Source organism: Mycolicibacterium duvalii (assembly GCF_010726645.1).
GTDB lineage: Bacteria > Actinomycetota > Actinomycetes > Mycobacteriales > Mycobacteriaceae > Mycobacterium > Mycobacterium duvalii.
In genome coordinates, this window is record NZ_AP022563.1 from 1,013,304 (window position 1) to 1,028,731 (window position 15,428).

At 69.8% G+C, this 15,428-nt stretch carries 14 protein-coding genes and 1 tRNA gene; 10 read left to right on the forward strand and 5 right to left on the reverse strand.

All coding sequences use genetic code 11. From position 1 onward, the window contains the following. Positions 1–105: 105 nt before the first annotated feature. Together G6N31_RS04565 and G6N31_RS04570 are read left to right on the forward strand one after the other, a co-directional pair. Positions 106–1,485 carry a NarK family nitrate/nitrite MFS transporter gene (locus tag G6N31_RS04565; protein WP_179964319.1) on the forward strand — a complete coding sequence of 460 codons (1,380 nt, stop codon included), beginning with the start codon at positions 106–108 and terminating at the stop codon, positions 1,483–1,485. A gap of 7 nt (positions 1,486–1,492) precedes the next feature. Continuing rightward, the gene (locus G6N31_RS04570) at positions 1,493–5,446 is read left to right on the forward strand and encodes a bifunctional nitrate reductase/sulfite reductase flavoprotein subunit alpha (RefSeq protein WP_098003497.1); all 3,954 of its coding nucleotides are present in this window, start codon (positions 1,493–1,495) and stop codon (positions 5,444–5,446) included. On the opposite strand, the gene G6N31_RS04575 is transcribed toward G6N31_RS04570, so the two are convergent. Then, positions 5,425–6,744: an acyltransferase family protein gene (locus G6N31_RS04575; RefSeq protein WP_098003496.1), complete on the reverse strand. Its 1,320-nt coding sequence runs from the start codon at positions 6,742–6,744 to the stop codon at positions 5,425–5,427. The two genes, G6N31_RS04570 and G6N31_RS04575, sit on opposite strands and share 22 nt — an antisense overlap. A 16-nt stretch (positions 6,745–6,760) precedes the next feature. After that, positions 6,761–6,846: transfer RNA gene (locus G6N31_RS04580), tRNA-Leu, on the reverse strand. 81 nt (positions 6,847–6,927) lie between these two features. Between G6N31_RS04580 and G6N31_RS04585 the strand changes: the two genes are divergently transcribed. Further along, complete coding sequence (locus G6N31_RS04585) at positions 6,928–8,289, forward strand: M20/M25/M40 family metallo-hydrolase (protein ID WP_098003495.1); 1,362 nt, start codon at positions 6,928–6,930, stop codon at positions 8,287–8,289. 33 nt (positions 8,290–8,322) lie between these two features. Then, positions 8,323–8,859, forward strand: a complete 537-nt coding sequence (locus tag G6N31_RS04590; protein WP_098003494.1) for a YbhB/YbcL family Raf kinase inhibitor-like protein — start codon at positions 8,323–8,325, stop codon at positions 8,857–8,859. 4 nt (positions 8,860–8,863) lie between these two features. Here the strand turns inward: G6N31_RS04590 and G6N31_RS04595 are convergent, their stop codons facing one another. The 3 genes from G6N31_RS04595 to G6N31_RS04605 are packed head-to-tail and all read right to left on the reverse strand — an operon-like array spanning position 8,864 to position 11,222. Then, complete coding sequence (locus G6N31_RS04595) at positions 8,864–9,925, reverse strand: quinone-dependent dihydroorotate dehydrogenase (protein WP_098003493.1); 1,062 nt, start codon at positions 9,923–9,925, stop codon at positions 8,864–8,866. Beyond that, complete coding sequence (locus tag G6N31_RS04600) at positions 9,925–10,185, reverse strand: DUF5703 family protein (protein ID WP_098003492.1); 261 nt, start codon at positions 10,183–10,185, stop codon at positions 9,925–9,927. The genes G6N31_RS04595 and G6N31_RS04600 overlap by 1 nt, the downstream gene beginning before the upstream one ends. After that, positions 10,182–11,222, reverse strand: a complete 1,041-nt coding sequence (locus G6N31_RS04605) for an SMP-30/gluconolactonase/LRE family protein (RefSeq protein WP_179964268.1) — start codon at positions 11,220–11,222, stop codon at positions 10,182–10,184. The genes G6N31_RS04600 and G6N31_RS04605 overlap by 4 nt, the downstream gene beginning before the upstream one ends. Before the next feature lie 122 nt (positions 11,223–11,344). Here G6N31_RS04605 and G6N31_RS04610 point away from each other — a divergent pair, with 122 nt between their 5' ends. Genes G6N31_RS04610 through G6N31_RS04635 form a run of 6 tightly spaced genes read left to right on the forward strand, consistent with a single transcriptional unit; the run spans position 11,345 to position 15,414 of the window. Beyond that, positions 11,345–11,644 (forward strand): hypothetical protein, encoded by a 300-nt coding sequence (locus G6N31_RS04610; RefSeq protein ID WP_098003526.1) that lies wholly within the window; start codon positions 11,345–11,347, stop codon positions 11,642–11,644. Between the two features lie 55 nt (positions 11,645–11,699). Next, positions 11,700–12,530, forward strand: coding sequence for an undecaprenyl-diphosphate phosphatase (locus G6N31_RS04615; protein ID WP_098003525.1), 831 nt, complete (start codon positions 11,700–11,702; stop codon positions 12,528–12,530). Beyond that, a complete protein-coding gene (locus G6N31_RS04620; RefSeq protein WP_098003491.1) occupies positions 12,527–13,207 on the forward strand; it encodes a histidine phosphatase family protein in 681 nt (226 codons plus the stop codon). The genes G6N31_RS04615 and G6N31_RS04620 overlap by 4 nt, the downstream gene beginning before the upstream one ends. A 20-nt stretch (positions 13,208–13,227) precedes the next feature. Further along, positions 13,228–13,815, forward strand: coding sequence for an Rv2134c family protein (locus G6N31_RS04625; protein ID WP_098003490.1), 588 nt, complete (start codon positions 13,228–13,230; stop codon positions 13,813–13,815). Continuing rightward, positions 13,799–14,629: an Rv2133c family protein gene (locus tag G6N31_RS04630; protein WP_098003523.1), complete on the forward strand. Its 831-nt coding sequence runs from the start codon at positions 13,799–13,801 to the stop codon at positions 14,627–14,629. The genes G6N31_RS04625 and G6N31_RS04630 overlap by 17 nt, the downstream gene beginning before the upstream one ends. 17 nt (positions 14,630–14,646) lie before the next feature. Beyond that, the gene (locus G6N31_RS04635) at positions 14,647–15,414 is read left to right on the forward strand and encodes a 3'(2'),5'-bisphosphate nucleotidase CysQ (protein ID WP_234815290.1); all 768 of its coding nucleotides are present in this window, start codon (positions 14,647–14,649) and stop codon (positions 15,412–15,414) included. Positions 15,415–15,428 lie beyond the last annotated feature (14 nt).

Here is a 15,428-nt window from a genome sequence, read left to right on the forward strand (position 1 = left end):
GCGGAATGGCCGGTCAGTTCACTGAGGGCAGTCCGAACGGCGCCGCCGGGAAGAACGCGGACCCGCATCCCAGGAGACTCGATGACCATCACGGAGAACGATTCGATGCAGGTGCTCGTGGGCGCACCTCCTGCCGAGCAGACCCACAAGGGCAAGCGTTGGATCGACGACTGGCGCCCCGAGGACCCCGACTTCTGGTCGGGCACCGGCAAGCCGATCGCCCGCCGCAACCTCATCTTCTCGATCTTCGCCGAGCACATCGGGTTCTCGGTGTGGCTGCTGTGGAGCATCGTGGTCGTGCAGATGACCGCGGGCCCCGACGGTGCCGCTGCGGCCTCGGGCTGGGCGCTGAGCGCCACCGAAGCGCTCTGGCTGGTTGCGGTACCCAGCGGTGTCGGTGCGTTCCTGCGCCTGCCCTACACGTTCGCCGTTCCGGTGTTCGGCGGCCGCAACTGGACGGTGATCTCGGCGCTGCTGCTGGTGGTGCCGTGCCTGCTGCTCGCGTGGGCGGTCAGCAACCCCGGAATCCCGTTCGGGCTGCTGCTGTTGATCGCCGCGACCGCCGGGTTCGGCGGCGGCAACTTCGCCTCATCGATGGCCAACATCTCGTTCTTCTACCCGGAGAAGGAGAAGGGCTGGGCGCTGGGGCTCAACGCCGCCGGCGGGAACATCGGTGTCGCCGTGGTCCAGAAGGTCATTCCCGTGGTCGTCACCGTCGGCGGGGGTGTGGCGCTGTCGCTGGCCGGGCTGTTCTATGTACCGTTCGCCGTCGCCGCGGCGGTGTGCGCGTTCCTGTTCATGGACAACCTCACCGAGGCCAGGGCCGACGTCAAACCCGTTTGGGAGTCGCTGCGGCACGCCGACACCTGGATCATGTCGCTGCTCTACATCGGCACCTTCGGGTCCTTCATCGGTTACTCCGCGGCGTTCCCGACACTGCTCAAGACGGTGTTCGACCGCGGTGACATCGCACTGGCCTGGGCGTTTCTGGGTGCCGGGATCGGCTCGATCGCACGGCCGTTCGGCGGCTGGCTGTCCGACCGGATCGGCGGCGCACGGATCACGTTCGTCAGCTTCGCGATGCTCGCATTCGGCGCCGCGGTCAGTCTGTGGTCGGTGCAGACGGCGAACCTGGCGTTGTTCTTCGTGTCGTTCATGTTCCTGTTCGTCGCGACGGGCATCGGCAACGGGTCGACCTACCGCATGATCTCGAAGATTTTCCGGATCAAAGGCGAAGATGCCGGCGGCGCACCGGAGACGATGGTGCACATGCGGCGCCAGGCCGCCGGGGCGCTGGGGATCATCTCCTCGGTCGGCGCGTTCGGCGGATTCGTCGTGCCGCTGGCCTACGCATGGTCGAAGTCCCAGTTCGGCAACATCGAGCCGGCCCTGCAGTTCTACGTCGGTTTCTTCATCCTGCTGCTCGGCGTCACGTGGTTCTGCTACCTGCGCAAGAGCACACGGATGGGCCGGGCGGGCGTGTAAGCGGCACATGACACGAACCGCCTGCTCCTATTGCGGGGTCGGGTGCGGGATCTCGGTCGAGACCCGCACCGACCCCGCGACGGGTGCCCCGGTCATCGCCCGGGTGTCCGGGGACAAACTGCACCCCACCAACCTCGGCCGCCTGTGCACCAAGGGCGCGACCCACGCCGAGATGATGGCCGCCACCGACGGCCGCCTGACCACGGCGCTGCTACGGCCGTCGCGGGACACCGACCCGGTGGCGGTCGACGTGGACGACGCACTGGCCGAGGCGGGACGGCAGCTGCGCGGCATCATCGACGAACACGGCCCGGACGCGGTCGCGCTGTACGTGTCGGGACAGATGTCGATCGAGGCGCAGTACCTGGCGACCAAGCTGGCCAAGGGTTTCCTCCGGACCGTGCACATCGAATCCAACTCCCGCTTGTGCATGGCCAGCGCGGGCACCGGTTTCAAACAGTCGCTGGGCGCCGACGGTCCCCCCGGCTCCTACACCGACTTCGACTGCACCGATCTGTTTTTCGTCATCGGCTCCAACATGGCCGACTGCCACCCGATCCTGTACCTGCGGATGGCCGACCGGCTCAAAGCCGGTGCGAAGCTGATCGTGGTCGACCCACGGCGAACCACCACCACCGACCACGCCGACCTCTTCCTGCAGATCCGTCCCGGAACCGATTTGGCCCTGCTGAACGGGATCCTGCATCTGCTCGTCGAACAGGGCGCCGTCGACGAGGACTTCATCGCCGAGCACACGCAGGGGTGGGAGGCGATGCCTGAGTTCCTCGCCGACTATCCGCCGGCCCGCGTCGCCGAGATCACCGGGCTGGACGAGGCCGACATCCGCACCGCCGCCGCCATGATCGCCGAGGCGGGCGACTGGATCTCCTGCTGGACGATGGGTCTGAACCAGAGCACGCACGGAACCTGGAACACCAACGCGATCTGCAACCTGCACCTGGCCACCGGGGCCATCTGCCGCCCGGGTAGCGGGCCGATGTCGCTGACCGGTCAACCCAACGCCATGGGCGGACGCGAGATGGGCTATATGGGCCCGGGTCTACCGGGGCAGCGCACCGTGCTCTCGGCGCAGGACCGCGCGTTCGTCGAAAGCCAATGGGATCTCGAACCCGGTACGCTGCGACCCGATGTCGGACCGGGCACCGTCGAGATGTTCCGCAAGCTGGGCAGCGGTGACATCAAAGCGGTGTGGGTGATCTGCACCAATCCCGTTGCCAGCGTGGCGAACCGGAGCTCGGTGGTTGACGGGCTGCGATCGGCAGAACTGGTGATCACCCAGGACGTCTACGCCGACACCGCCACCAACCGCTACGCGGACATCGTGCTACCCGCTGCGCTGTGGGCCGAGTCCGACGCGGTGATGGTCAACTCCGACCGCAACCTCACGCTGCTGCAGCAGTCCGTTGCGCCGGCCGGTGACGCGCGACCGGACTGGGAGCTGATCTGCGGCGTGGCCCAGCAGCTCGGCTTCGGTGCCGCATTCGACTATAAGTCCAGCGAGCAGATCTTCGACGAGATCCGCCGCTTCCACAACCCCCGTACCGGCTACGACCTGCGCGGTGTCACCTACGAGCGGCTGCGGGAAGGCCCGGTCCAATGGCCCTGCGCGTCCGAGGATGCCGACGACCGCAACCCGATCAGGTATCTGAACGACGGGGTCTCCCAGGACCTGCACACCACCGCCGGCGGGCAGCGTCCCCGGCTGGCCTTCCCGACCCCGTCACGGCGTGCGGTCTTTCACCCCCGGCCGCATATGGACGCCGCCGAACTGCCCGACGACGACTACCCGATGGTTCTGAACACCGGCCGGCTGCAGCATCACTGGCACACCCTGACCAAGACCGGCAGGGTCACCAAGCTCGCCAAGCTGCATCCCGGGCCGTTCGCCGAGATCCACCCCGAAGATGCAGCGGCACTGGGAGTCCGCGAAGGCGGCGCCGTCGAGCTGACGACCCGCCGCGGCCGGGTAGTGCTTCCCGCGGCGCTCACCGAGCGGGTCCGGCCCGGCAATACCTGGGTGCCGTTCCACTGGAACGACGAACAGGGCGAAAACCTGACCGTCAACGCGTTGACCAACGACGCGGTCGACCCGGACTCACTGCAGCCCGAGTTCAAGGTGTGCGCGGTGCGGGTGACGCCGGTTCCGGCCGACGACGGCACTGCCGAGCTGAGCGACGACGAGAAGTTGTACGTCGCAGGATTTCTCGCTGGTCTGGACCAAGGGCGGCCCGGAGTCCCGGTGCTGCCCAGCGACGCCCCGGTCGGTGCGCGGGCCCGGCTCTGGGTCAACGGCTTACTCGCGGGACGCTACTCGCGGCTCGAGCTTGCCGCGCCGTCTGCGACGCCGCAGAGCGGGCCCCTGGTGCTGTGGGCCTCACAGACCGGTACCGCCGAGGAGCTCGCCGCCAGGCTGGGGGAGCGCCTCAGCGGAGCCCGGTTGCGCGTCATGGACGATGTCGACCCGACCGAACTGTCCGAGGCGAGCGAGGTCGTGATCGTCACGAGCACGTTCGGTGACGGCGGCCCTCCGGACAACGGCGCGGCATTCTGGGAGCGTCTCGAATCAGCCGCCGCCCCTTCGCTGGACGGGGTGCGCTACACCGTGCTCGGTATCGGGGACCGCTCCTACGACGATTTCTGCGGCCACGCCAAGGCGCTCGATGCCCGCCTCGCCGCCCTGGGCGCGACCCGGATGCTGGAACGGGCCGACTGCGAGGTCTACGACGAGCAGCCGATGACCGCGTGGACCGACTCCGTCGTCGACCTGATGTCGACCCCGGCCGTAGTGGCACCGGCGGAGCCCGCCATGAGGGCGGCCCCCGCGGTGTTCACCAGGGCGAACCCGGTGGCCGCGCCGCTGTGCCGCAACACCCCACTGACCCCGGATGGTGCGGCCAAGGAGGTCCGGCAATTCGGCTTCGACATCAGCGGCCACGACGTGACGTACTCGGTCGGTGACTCATTGGGCGTGTGCGTGCGCAATTCTGACTTCGTCGTCGAGAGCTGGCTCGCGGCAACGGGTTTGGCCGCAGACGAGGCGGTCGTCGTCGACGGCCGGCAGCAGACGCTGCGGGACGCGCTGCGCTCGCACTACGACGTCTGCAAGGTGACGTCGAACCTCGTCGAGTTCGTCGTCGAGCACTGTCGAGACGCCGCGGCAGCCAAGAGGCTCCGCAAGAGCCGCCGGGCGCTCGACGCCTGGGCGGCCGACCGCAACGGCCTCGACGTGGTTCGCGAGTTCCCGGTGCGCGCCGACCCGCAGCTGTGGCAGGAGGTGCTCGTGCGCCTGACGCCACGCCAGTACTCGATCTGCTCGAGCCCGCTGGTCAGCCCGAACGAGGTGCAGCTCACTGTGTCGATCGTGCGCTACCGCGGCTGCGACGGCACCGCCCGCGGCGGCGTCGCGTCGACGTACCTGGCCGACCTGCCCGACTGCACGCCGGTGCCGGTGTTCCTGCAGCGGTCCCCGCACTTCCGGCCGCCCGACGATCCGCACACCCCGATGATCATGGTCGGTCCGGGCACCGGCATCGCCCCGTTCCGGGGATTCCTGCAGGAGCGCCGTGCGCTGGGCCACCGGGGCCCGAACTGGCTGTTCTTCGGCGATCAGCACCGCGCGCAGAACTTCTACTACCGCGAGGACCTGCTCGACATGGTCGATGACGGCTTCCTCAACCGGCTGGATCTCGCTTTCTCCCGGGATCAGCGGCAGCGGATCTACGTCCAGCACAAGATGCTCGACTACGGCGCGGACGTGTGGCGCTGGCTCGACGACGGGGCGCACTTCTACGTGTGCGGCGACGCCACCCGGATGGCCCGCGACGTCGACGACGCGCTGACCGACATCATCCGCACCCATGGCCGAATGAGCGCCGACGCCGCCCGCGACTACAAGCGCGAGATGGTGGCCGAGAAGCGCTACGTGCGCGACGTGTACTGAGCGTGGCGCGGCCGCGCCGCGACCAGCACCGCGCCGCCGCCGAAGAGCACCATCGCCAGCACCGGCAACCGGCCGCCGGGCGCGAACCCGTCGGCCGACAACAGCGCCAGCGCCAGTGCGCAGCACCCGGTGCCGGCATACAGCGCGGCTTCGCCGGCCACGGCCGGCAGCGGGACGGCGAAGGTGGGCAGCGGCCGGGCGAAGACCCGGCGCTGCCAGTACAACAGCGCCAGCAGGGCTGCCGTCACCACCATCAGCACCAGCTCCCACTGCAACCGGGCCAGCCAGAACGCCCCGGTCCCGATCTCCGGCTGGGGGAGCAGACCCGCCGGGTACGCGACGAGCGTCACCACGATCACCGGCAGCATGTGCCACAGGTATAGCGCCATCACGTTGTCGTTGGCCACGGCGATGAGCTTCGGCCACACGCCGCGCTCGAGCACCCGGTTCAACGCGGGAACCAGCGCGAACAACACACCGATCTGCACCGCGGCCAGCGCCAGCAGCGCCACCGACGGCGGCGCGGAGTTCTCCACCCGCACCCCCGGCACGCCGATCATCGCGACCGGGTACGGACCCCACGTCACCAGCAGCGGCAGCGCCACAGCGGCCACGGCAGCCATCGCGACCAGCACCCGTCGCCGCAGAAGCGCGCCGTGCCAGGCGATTCCGAGCTGGTAGATAGCCGCCCAGCAGAAGAAGTAGTTCACCACCCGCACCCCGGGGTGGTCGGTGCTGATGGCGACCACATCGACGGCGACCAGGCATGCGGCCAGCACCGCCGGCACGGCGAGACCGAAACGGGCGTGGGCGGCCACCGCCACCGGCGTCAGCGCCACCACCATCAGATAGACGGCCAGGAACCACAGATGCATGGCCACCGCCCAGCCGCCGAGCGCGAGAACCGATCCGTCGATGCCGGCGGCCAGCAGTGCCGCCATCACCAGCACGACGAACCCGGCGTAGACCGCGGTCGGCCCGAGTGTGCGCGCCACGCGCCGGCGCACCCAGTCCTGACGCGACTCCGGTCGGGCCGACGGGTTGCGGCCCCGGTTCGCCCAGGAGACCGCACTGGCGTAGCCGGCGACGGCGAAGAACACCGGGACCACCTGGAAACCCCAGGTGAGCCACTGCGTCCACGGCATGACGACCAGTGGGTTGTCGCGGCCGAACGCGCCGTCGCGGTAGGTCATCACCGACAACAGCCAGTGCCCGATGACGACGAGCATGACTGCGGCGGATCGGAAGAGGTCGAGAGCGAGTTCGCGGGCCGGGGCCGAAGCTCTGGTGGTGTCCATCAAAGGCCATTCTGAGTGTCCGAGGGGGGACTTGAACCCCCACGCCCGTTAATAGGGCACTAGCACCTCAAGCTAGCGCGTCTGCCATTCCGCCACTCGGACCTGCTGTGCGGCAGCTAAGGCTATCGGATCGGCCATCCCGGCACCAAACCCGAGGCCGGGTGCGCCGGAGCCGCGGGCCGGATGGCCGACAGTGGTAGGAAAGGGACTGTGACGCCCGCACCGACACCCAGCGACGAGGTCGTCGATCTCGTCAGCAACCTGATCCGCTTCGACACCTCCAACACCGGCGACCCCGCGACGACGATGGGCGAGGCCGAATGCGCGCGCTGGGTGGCGGACCAGCTGGCCGAGGTCGGCTACGAGTGCGAGTACGTCGAGGCCGGCGCGCCGGGGCGGGCCAACGTCTTCGCGCGGCTGCCGGGGGCGGACCCGTCGCGCGGAGCGCTGATGCTGCACGGCCACCTGGACGTGGTGCCCGCCGAGGCCGCCGACTGGAGCGTGCACCCGTTCTCCGGCGCCGTCGAGGACGGCTATGTGTGGGGGCGCGGCGCGGTCGACATGAAGGACATGGTCGGCATGATCATCGCGGTGGCCCGACACTTCAAGCGGTCGGGCATCGTGCCGCCGCGCGACCTGGTCTTCGCGTTCGTCTCCGACGAGGAAGCCGGGGGCAACTACGGCTGCCGGTGGCTGGTCGAGCACCGGCCCGACCTGTTCGCCGGGGTCACCGAAGCCGTGGGGGAGGTCGGCGGATTCTCGCTGACCGTGCCACGCCGTGACGGTGGCGAGCGTCGGCTCTACCTGATCGAGACCGCCGAGAAGGCGATGATGTGGATGCGGCTGAGCGCCCGCGGGCGCGCCGGGCACGGATCGATGGTGCACGACGACAACGCCGTGACCGCGGTCGCCGAGGCGGTCGCCAAGCTCGGGCGGCACCGCTTCCCGGTCGTGTTGACCGAATCGGTGGAACAGTTCCTGGCCGCGGTGTCCGAGGAAACCGGTTACGCGTTCGACCCGTCCTCGCCCGACCTCGACGGCACGGTGGCCAAGCTGGGGGGCATCGCGCGGATCGTCGGCGCGACGCTGCGGGACACCGCCAATCCCACGATGCTCAAGGCCGGCTACAAGGCCAACGTGATCCCGGGCACCGCGGAGGCCATCGTCGACTGCCGGGTGCTGCCGGGGCGGTTGGCGGCCTTCGAACGGGAGGTCGACGAGATCATCGGGCCCGACGTGATGCGCGAATGGGTCACCGACCTGCCGTCCTATGAGACGCCGTTCGACGGCGAGCTGCTGGAGGCGATGAACAACGCGATCCTGGCCGCCGATCCGCAGGCCCGCACCGTGCCCTACATGCTTTCCGGTGGCACCGATGCGAAACACTTCGCCCGCTTGGGAATTCGCTGCTTCGGCTTCGCGCCGCTGCGGCTGCCGCCCGACCTCGACTTCGCCGCGCTGTTCCACGGAGTCGACGAACGGGTACCCGTCGACGCGTTGAGGTTCGGCGCGGATGTGCTCGAACACTTCCTGCTGCACTGCTGATCAACCGCATTCGAGAGAAAGGTATGGCCCGCTGTGTCATTTCCCTACAACCCCTACGACTTCCTGCCTGAACTGCCCACCTTCACGGTGACCTCGCAGTCCTTCACCGACGGCGGACCGTTGGCCAACGATCAGGTCAGCGGCATCATGGGCGCCGGCGGGTCCGATGTGTCACCGCAGTTGAGCTGGTCGGGATTCCCCGAGCAGACCCGCAGCTTCGCCGTCACCGTGTTCGACCCCGATGCGCCGACGGCGTCGGGGTTCTGGCACTGGGCGGTGTTCAACCTGCCCGCGACGGTCACCGAGCTGCCCGCCGGAGTCGGCGACGGCAGTGCGAGCGGCTTTCCCGGTGATGCGGTCACGTTGGCCAACGACGCCGGTCTGAAGCGCTACATCGGTGCCGCGCCGCCGCCCGGGCACGGGCCGCACCGCTACATCGTCGCCGTGCACGCGGTCGGGGTGGAGAAGCTCGACGTGCCCGCCGACGCCACTCCGGCCTACCTCGGCTTCAACCTGTTCAACCAGGCCATCGCCCGGGCCCTGATCCATGGCACCTACGAGCAGAAGTAGCTCTTCAGCGTGCCGCTGAGCCGACCGCGTCGGTGAGGCTGGGGAAGCCGCCCTCGTGCAGGCGGCGGGCGATGCCGGCGTGGATGGTGCTGGCCCACAGCCCGCCGCCGTACACGAACCCGGTGTAGCCCTGCAGCAGCGTCGCGCCGGCGGTGATGCGTTCCCACGCCTGCTCCGCGGTCTCGATCCCGCCGACGCTGATCAGCACCAGGCGGTCGCCGACCCGCTGATAGAGCGCGCGCAGCACCTCCAGGGCGCGGTGCGCCACCGGTGGCCCCGACACCCCGCCGGGACCCAGCGCGTCGACGCCGGCGGTGTGCAGACCTGCTCTCGACACCGTCGTGTTGGTCGCCACGATCCCGGCGAGCCCGAGTTCGACCGCCAGGTCGGCGATCGCGGCGATGTCGTCATCGGCCAGATCCGGCGCGATCTTGACCAGCACCGGCGTCGAGGTCTCGCGCAGTACCGCGGTGAGGATCGGGTGCAGCGACTCGACCGATTGCAGGTCGCGCAGCCCCGGCGTGTTGGGTGAGCTGACGTTGACCACCAGGTAGGCGGCCAACGGTCCGAGCAGCCGGGCGCTCTCGGCGTAGTCATCGGCGGCCTGATCGGCCGGCGTCGCCTTGCTCTTGCCGATGTTGACCCCGATCGGCACGTCGGCGACGTGGCGTCGCAGCTGCGCGGCCAGTGCCGCGGCGCCGTGGTTGTTGAAGCCCATCCGGTTGAGCAGGGCGCGGTCGGCGGGCAACCGGAACAGCCGCGGGGCCGGGTTGCCGGGCTGCGGCCGTGCGGTCACGGTGCCGACTTCGGCGTAACCGAATCCCAGTGCACCCCAGGTGCGTATCCCCAGGCCGTCCTTATCGAAGCCGGCCGCCAGCCCCAGCGGCCCGGGAAACCGTACTCCGAACACCGTGCTGGCCAGTGCCGGGTCGTGTGGAGAAAGGCGGCGCCGCAGCATGTTTCGAGTTGCCTCGGTGGCCGTGGCGGCGCGTAGGCCGGCGAACACCGCGGTGTGGATCCGTTCCGGATCGACGAGGAACAGGCCCCGCCGCAACACCCCGTACATCAGAGGCCGGGCTGGTCGGGGCCCGGCGTGGTGTCGGCGCGCTTCTTGCGCCGCAACAACACCCGCCGACTGCCGTCGGTGTACAACCTCACCCGGGTCAGTTCCCAACCCCGGTACTCCGCCTCGATCGACAACCGCACCGACGCGCTGACCCGGGTCACGTCCGGGGGCAGCCGCAGCGGAATCCACTCGTACTCACCGGAGTCCTCGGCCACTGCCTGATGCCAGGCCGCCGGCATCGGTCCTCGTGCGGAACTCATTGCGCCCCTTCCGCCGACCTGATGACCTGCACACCGTCCCCCGCGGCGGAGACCACGTACAGGGTCCCCGACGCGTCGTCGAAGGCCAGTGAGTTGGGTTGCCGCACGGTCGGATAACGCACCTTCTCGACGGGGATTCCGGTTGCCAGATCGTAACCAACGACGGTGTTGGTCGCCGTCTGGGCTACCCAGGCCCAGCCGTCGGCCGAGGTGGCCAACCCGTACGGGGCGCCGGCTACCGGGTAGCGCTGCCGCAAGATCAGCGGGTCGACGCCGTAGACCAGCAGCTCACCGCCGCGGGTGTCGGCAACCGCCACCCAGCCGGCGGCGTCGGCGACCATCGTGGTCGCACCGTCGCCGGCGCGCAGCGACTGCTGCCTGGCGGAACCGTCCTGGCTCAGCGTCGTCACCGATGTCTGCCCGCGGTCCAGCACGACCGCGGTGTCGCCCCGGGTGACGATGGCATCCACCCGCGCGAAGACCGTGACCTCGGCGCCGACCGTGGTCTCGTCAGCCAGCGTGAGCACCGCGCCGTCGGCGCTGCCCAACACCAGCCGGCCGTCCCCGCGGCGCGCGATCGCGGTGAACTCGGTGTCCCGACGATCCGCGACGTCGAAACGCCTCACGGCCCGGTCGGCCAGGTCGACGCGGTAGTAGCCGCCGCGCGCGGCGAGGAAGACCACGCCGTCGTGACCGGTCATCGCCGTGGCCGCGGCGTCGACCGGCACCGTCGCGGGCTGATCGTCCGATCCCAGGATCGTCACCGCGGACCTTCCGTCGGCGGCCGACAACACCACCAGTGACCCGGTCGCCCCGTCGAATGTGGCGGCCTGCACCGTCCCGCCCGACGCGGTCAGCGGAATCACGTCCCCGGGCGGCGCAGCCGATGCCGGCGGGGAGTCCGCCGCCTGCGCCGGCGTGATGGTCGGCGGCGGCGCCTCAATCGGGTTGGACGAGCATGCGGCCAGCACTGCGACGGCCGACGCGGCCGCGCCGACACGCGCGAGCAACTGCTTGAGGTTTGAACGGCGGGCCAATGGGTACTTCCGGTCGACATCGTGGGCAGAGCTGATCGGAGGGTCAGTCTATGCAAGGTCGTGACCGGAACCGGGCCGGTGCCGCGCCGACGCGGGGTGCCCGCGACGGTATCGTGGCCCTCATGACCCTCGCTCGGGACGATGACACCCCCGGTCAGGAGTTCAAAGTCGAGGACATCACGACCGGGCTGCACGCCAGTGGTTTCGGCCAGGCCGGGGACGGCCGCGCCTTTTCCTTCCACGTCGAACACCACGAGCTGATCGTCGAGCTCTACCGACCGCGTCTGCGCACGCTGGTCCCCGACAGCGACGACGTCGTCGCTGTGGCAACACGCAAGATCACCGACATCGATTTCACCGACGAGCGCAGCCTGGTCGCCGCCGTGCGCGACGCGGTCGCCGAGGCGCAGGGCGGTACCTGACACGCTGCGCTGAGCCCCTCACGGTACGGTCGTCGTCGTGACCGAGCTGCCTGCGATGTCGTGGCTGCAGGTGGTCGTTCTCTCGGTGTTGCAGGGGCTCACCGAATTCCTGCCGGTGTCGTCCTCGGGCCATCTGGCGATCGCCTCGCGGGTCTTCTTCGACGGCGACGCCGGAGCGTCGTTCACCGCGGTCAGCCAGCTCGGCACCGAGGCCGCGGTGCTGCTGTACTTCGCTCGCGACATCGGCCGCATCGTCACCGCGTGGTTCGCCGGAATGTTCGACGCCGCGCGCCGCAACGCCGACTACTGGCTGGGTTGGTGGGTCATCATCGGCACCATCCCGATCAGCGTGATCGGGTTGCTGTTCAAGGACACGATCCGCACCGGCGCGCGCAACCTGTGGTTGGTCGCGACCGCGCTGATCGTGTTCTCGCTGGTGATTGCCGCCGCCGAGTACCTCGGCCGGCAGACCCGCCGGGTCGAGCAGCTGACCTGGAAGGACGCCGTCCTGGTCGGCTTGGCGCAGTGCCTGGCGCTGCTGCCGGGCGTGTCCCGCTCGGGCGCCACCATCAGTGCCGGTTTGTTCCTGGGCCTCAACCGGGAGGTGGCCGCGCGATTCGGATTCCTGCTGGCCATTCCCGCGGTGTTCGCCTCGGGGCTGTTCTCGCTGCCCGACGCGTTCGCCCCGGTCGGCGAGGGGATGAGCGCGACCGGGCCGCAACTGCTGGTGTCCACGCTGATCGCCTTCGTCGTCGGATTCGCCGCGGTGGCCTGGTTCCTACGGTTCCTGGTCCGGCACAGCATGTACTGGTTCGTCGGTTACCGCATCATTCTCGGTGTGGTGGTACTGATCCTGCTCGGCGCCGGGGTGGTGGCCCCGATATGACCGTGCTGCTGGTGCGGCACGGCCGCTCCACCTCCAACACCGCGCACACCCTGGCCGGTCGGTCGGCCGGGGTCGACCTCGACGACCGCGGCCGCGAGCAGGCCGACGCGCTGGTCGAGCGGATCGGTACGTTGCCGATCCGAGCGATCGTGCGCTCGCCGCTGCTCCGCTGCGAGCGCACGGTGGCGCCGCTGGCCACCGCGCTGCAGCTGGAACCCGTCGTCGACGAACGGATCAGCGAGGTCGACTACGGGGCGTGGACCGGCCGCAAGCTTGGCGAGCTGGTCAAGGAGCCGCTATGGGCGGTGGTGCAGCAGCAGCCGAGCGCCGCGGTGTTCCCCGACGGCGAGGGCCTGGCCGCGGTGCAGGCGCGCGCGGTGGCCGCAGTGCGTGAGCACGACCGCAGGCTGGCCGACGAGCACGGTGGTGACGCGCTGTGGATCGCCTGCACCCACGGCGACGTGATCAAAGCGGTGCTGGCCGATGCGCTGGGCACCCACCTCGACAGTTTTCAGCGCATCAATGCCGACCCGGCCTCGGTCAGCGTCATCCGGTACACCGCGCTGCGGCCGTTCGTCATCCATGTCAACCACACCGGCCCGGCGCTGAACTCGGCGCTGGTGGCACCGGAAAAAGTCCCTCCCGGCGACGCCGTCGTCGGGGGGTCGACGGATTAACCCGGTATTTTGGAACTGCCATGGCCCGCGCAATCCACGTCTTCCGCACACCCGACCGTTTCGTGGCCGGCACCGTCGGTGAGCCGGGAAACCGCACCTTCTATCTACAAGCCGTGCACGACAAGCGGGTGGTGTCGGTGATCTTGGAGAAGCAGCAGGTCGCCGTGCTCGCCGAGCGCATCGACGCGCTGCTGCTCGAGATCAACCGCCGCTTCGGCACGCCCATCCCGCCGGAGACCGGTGAGGTCGAGGATCTGTCCCCGCTGATCACCCCGGTCGATGCGGAGTTCCGGGTCGGCACCATGGGGTTGGGCTGGGACTCCGAGGCGCAGACCGTGGTCGTCGAACTGCTCGCGGTCTCCGACAGCGAATTCGATGCCTCGGTGGTCCTCGACGACGCCGAGGAGGGCCCCGACGCGGTGCGCGTCTTCCTCACCCCGGAGTCGGCCCGCCAGTTCGCGACCCGCTCGAACCGGGTCATCTCGGCCGGACGACCGCCCTGCCCGCTGTGCGACGAGCCGCTGGACCCCGAGGGCCACATCTGTGTCCGCACCAACGGCTACCGACGGGGCGCGCTCGGTGGCGCCGACGATGACGACCTTGCCTGAGCCGGGCACCGACGACGGCCAGGTGCTGCGGTGCGGCGAGCTGACCGTGATCGGCCGGATCCGGTCGGCCAGCAATGCGACGTTCCTGTGCGAGGCGGCGCTGGGCGGCCGCAGCGTGCACTGTGTCTACAAGCCCGTCGCAGGGGAGGCGCCGCTGTGGGACTTCCCCGACGGCACCCTGGCCGGGCGGGAGCGCGCCGCCTATCTGGTCTCGGCCGCATTGCGCTGGAATGTAGTGCCCTACACCATTATTCGTGATGGCCCGGCCGGCCCGGGCATGCTGCAGCGCTGGGTGGACCAGCCGGCCGACACCGAGGAGACCGCCGACGACACCTCCGGTCCGGACCTGGTGGATCTGCTGCCGGCCGGCTCGGTGCCGGCCGGGTTCCTGCCGGTGTTGCAGGCCTACGACTATGCCGGCGACGAGGTCACGCTCGTGCACGCCGACGACGACCGGCTGCGCCGGCTGGCGGTGTTCGACGTGGTGATCAACAACGCCGACCGTAAGGGCGGCCACGTGCTGTGCGGCGTCGACGGCAACGTCTACGGCGTCGACCATGGGGTCACGCTGCACGTCGAGGACAAGCTGCGCACCGTGCTGTGGGGCTGGGCCGGTAAGCCTGTCGACGATGCCGTGCTGGCCGATGTCGAGCGGCTGGACGACGAGCTCGGCGGCGCCCTCGGCGCCGAGCTGTGCGAACACATCACCGCGCGCGAGGTCGCCGCGCTGCGGGCCAGAGTCGTTGGCCTGCTGCGCAACCCGGTGATGCCCACGCCGGACCGGCGGCGGCCGATACCGTGGCCCGCGTTCTGACGTGATCTACTTTCCCGGTGACCCGCACCGATGCCGAGCTGGCTGCCGAGGTGGCCGCCGAGGCCGGTGAGCTGCTGCTGGCGATGCGCGAGCAGATCGGCTACTGGGATCCCTACGACCTCGGCGACGCCGGCGACCGGCGCGCCAACACGCTGATTCTGGACCGGTTGCGCCGCGACCGGCCCGACGACGCCGTGCTCTCCGAGGAGGCCGCCGACGATTTGTCGCGCGTCGACGCCGACCGCGTCTGGATCGTCGATCCCGTCGACGGCACCTATGAGTACTCGATGCCCGGGCGGGCCGACTGGGCGGTACACATCGCGCTCTGGCAACGCGGGCCGCACGGCGGCGCGATCACCGACGCGGCGGTGGCGCTGCCGGCGCGCGGCGAGGTCTACCGCACCGACACGGTGGCCGGACCGCCGCCGCGCGCAGACGGACCGATCCGCATCACCGCCAGTGCCAGCAGGCCACCGGCTGTGCTGTGGTATCTGCGCGACCATCTCGACATCCAGCTGGTGCGCATCGGGTCGGCGGGGGCCAAGGCGATGGCCGTGGTGCGCGGGGACGTGGATGCCTACATCCACGCCGGCGGACAGTGGGAGTGGGACTCGGCCGCACCGGCGGGCGTGCTGTGGGCCGCCGGGATGCACGCCTCGCGCATCGACGGGTCACCGTTGGTGTACAACCGCCGGGACCCGTACCTGCCGGATCTGCTCATGTGCCGGCCGGAGCTGGCGCCGGTGCTGCTCGAGGCGATCTGGTCGGCCTACCGCAACCGCTGACCGCGTTCCACCCC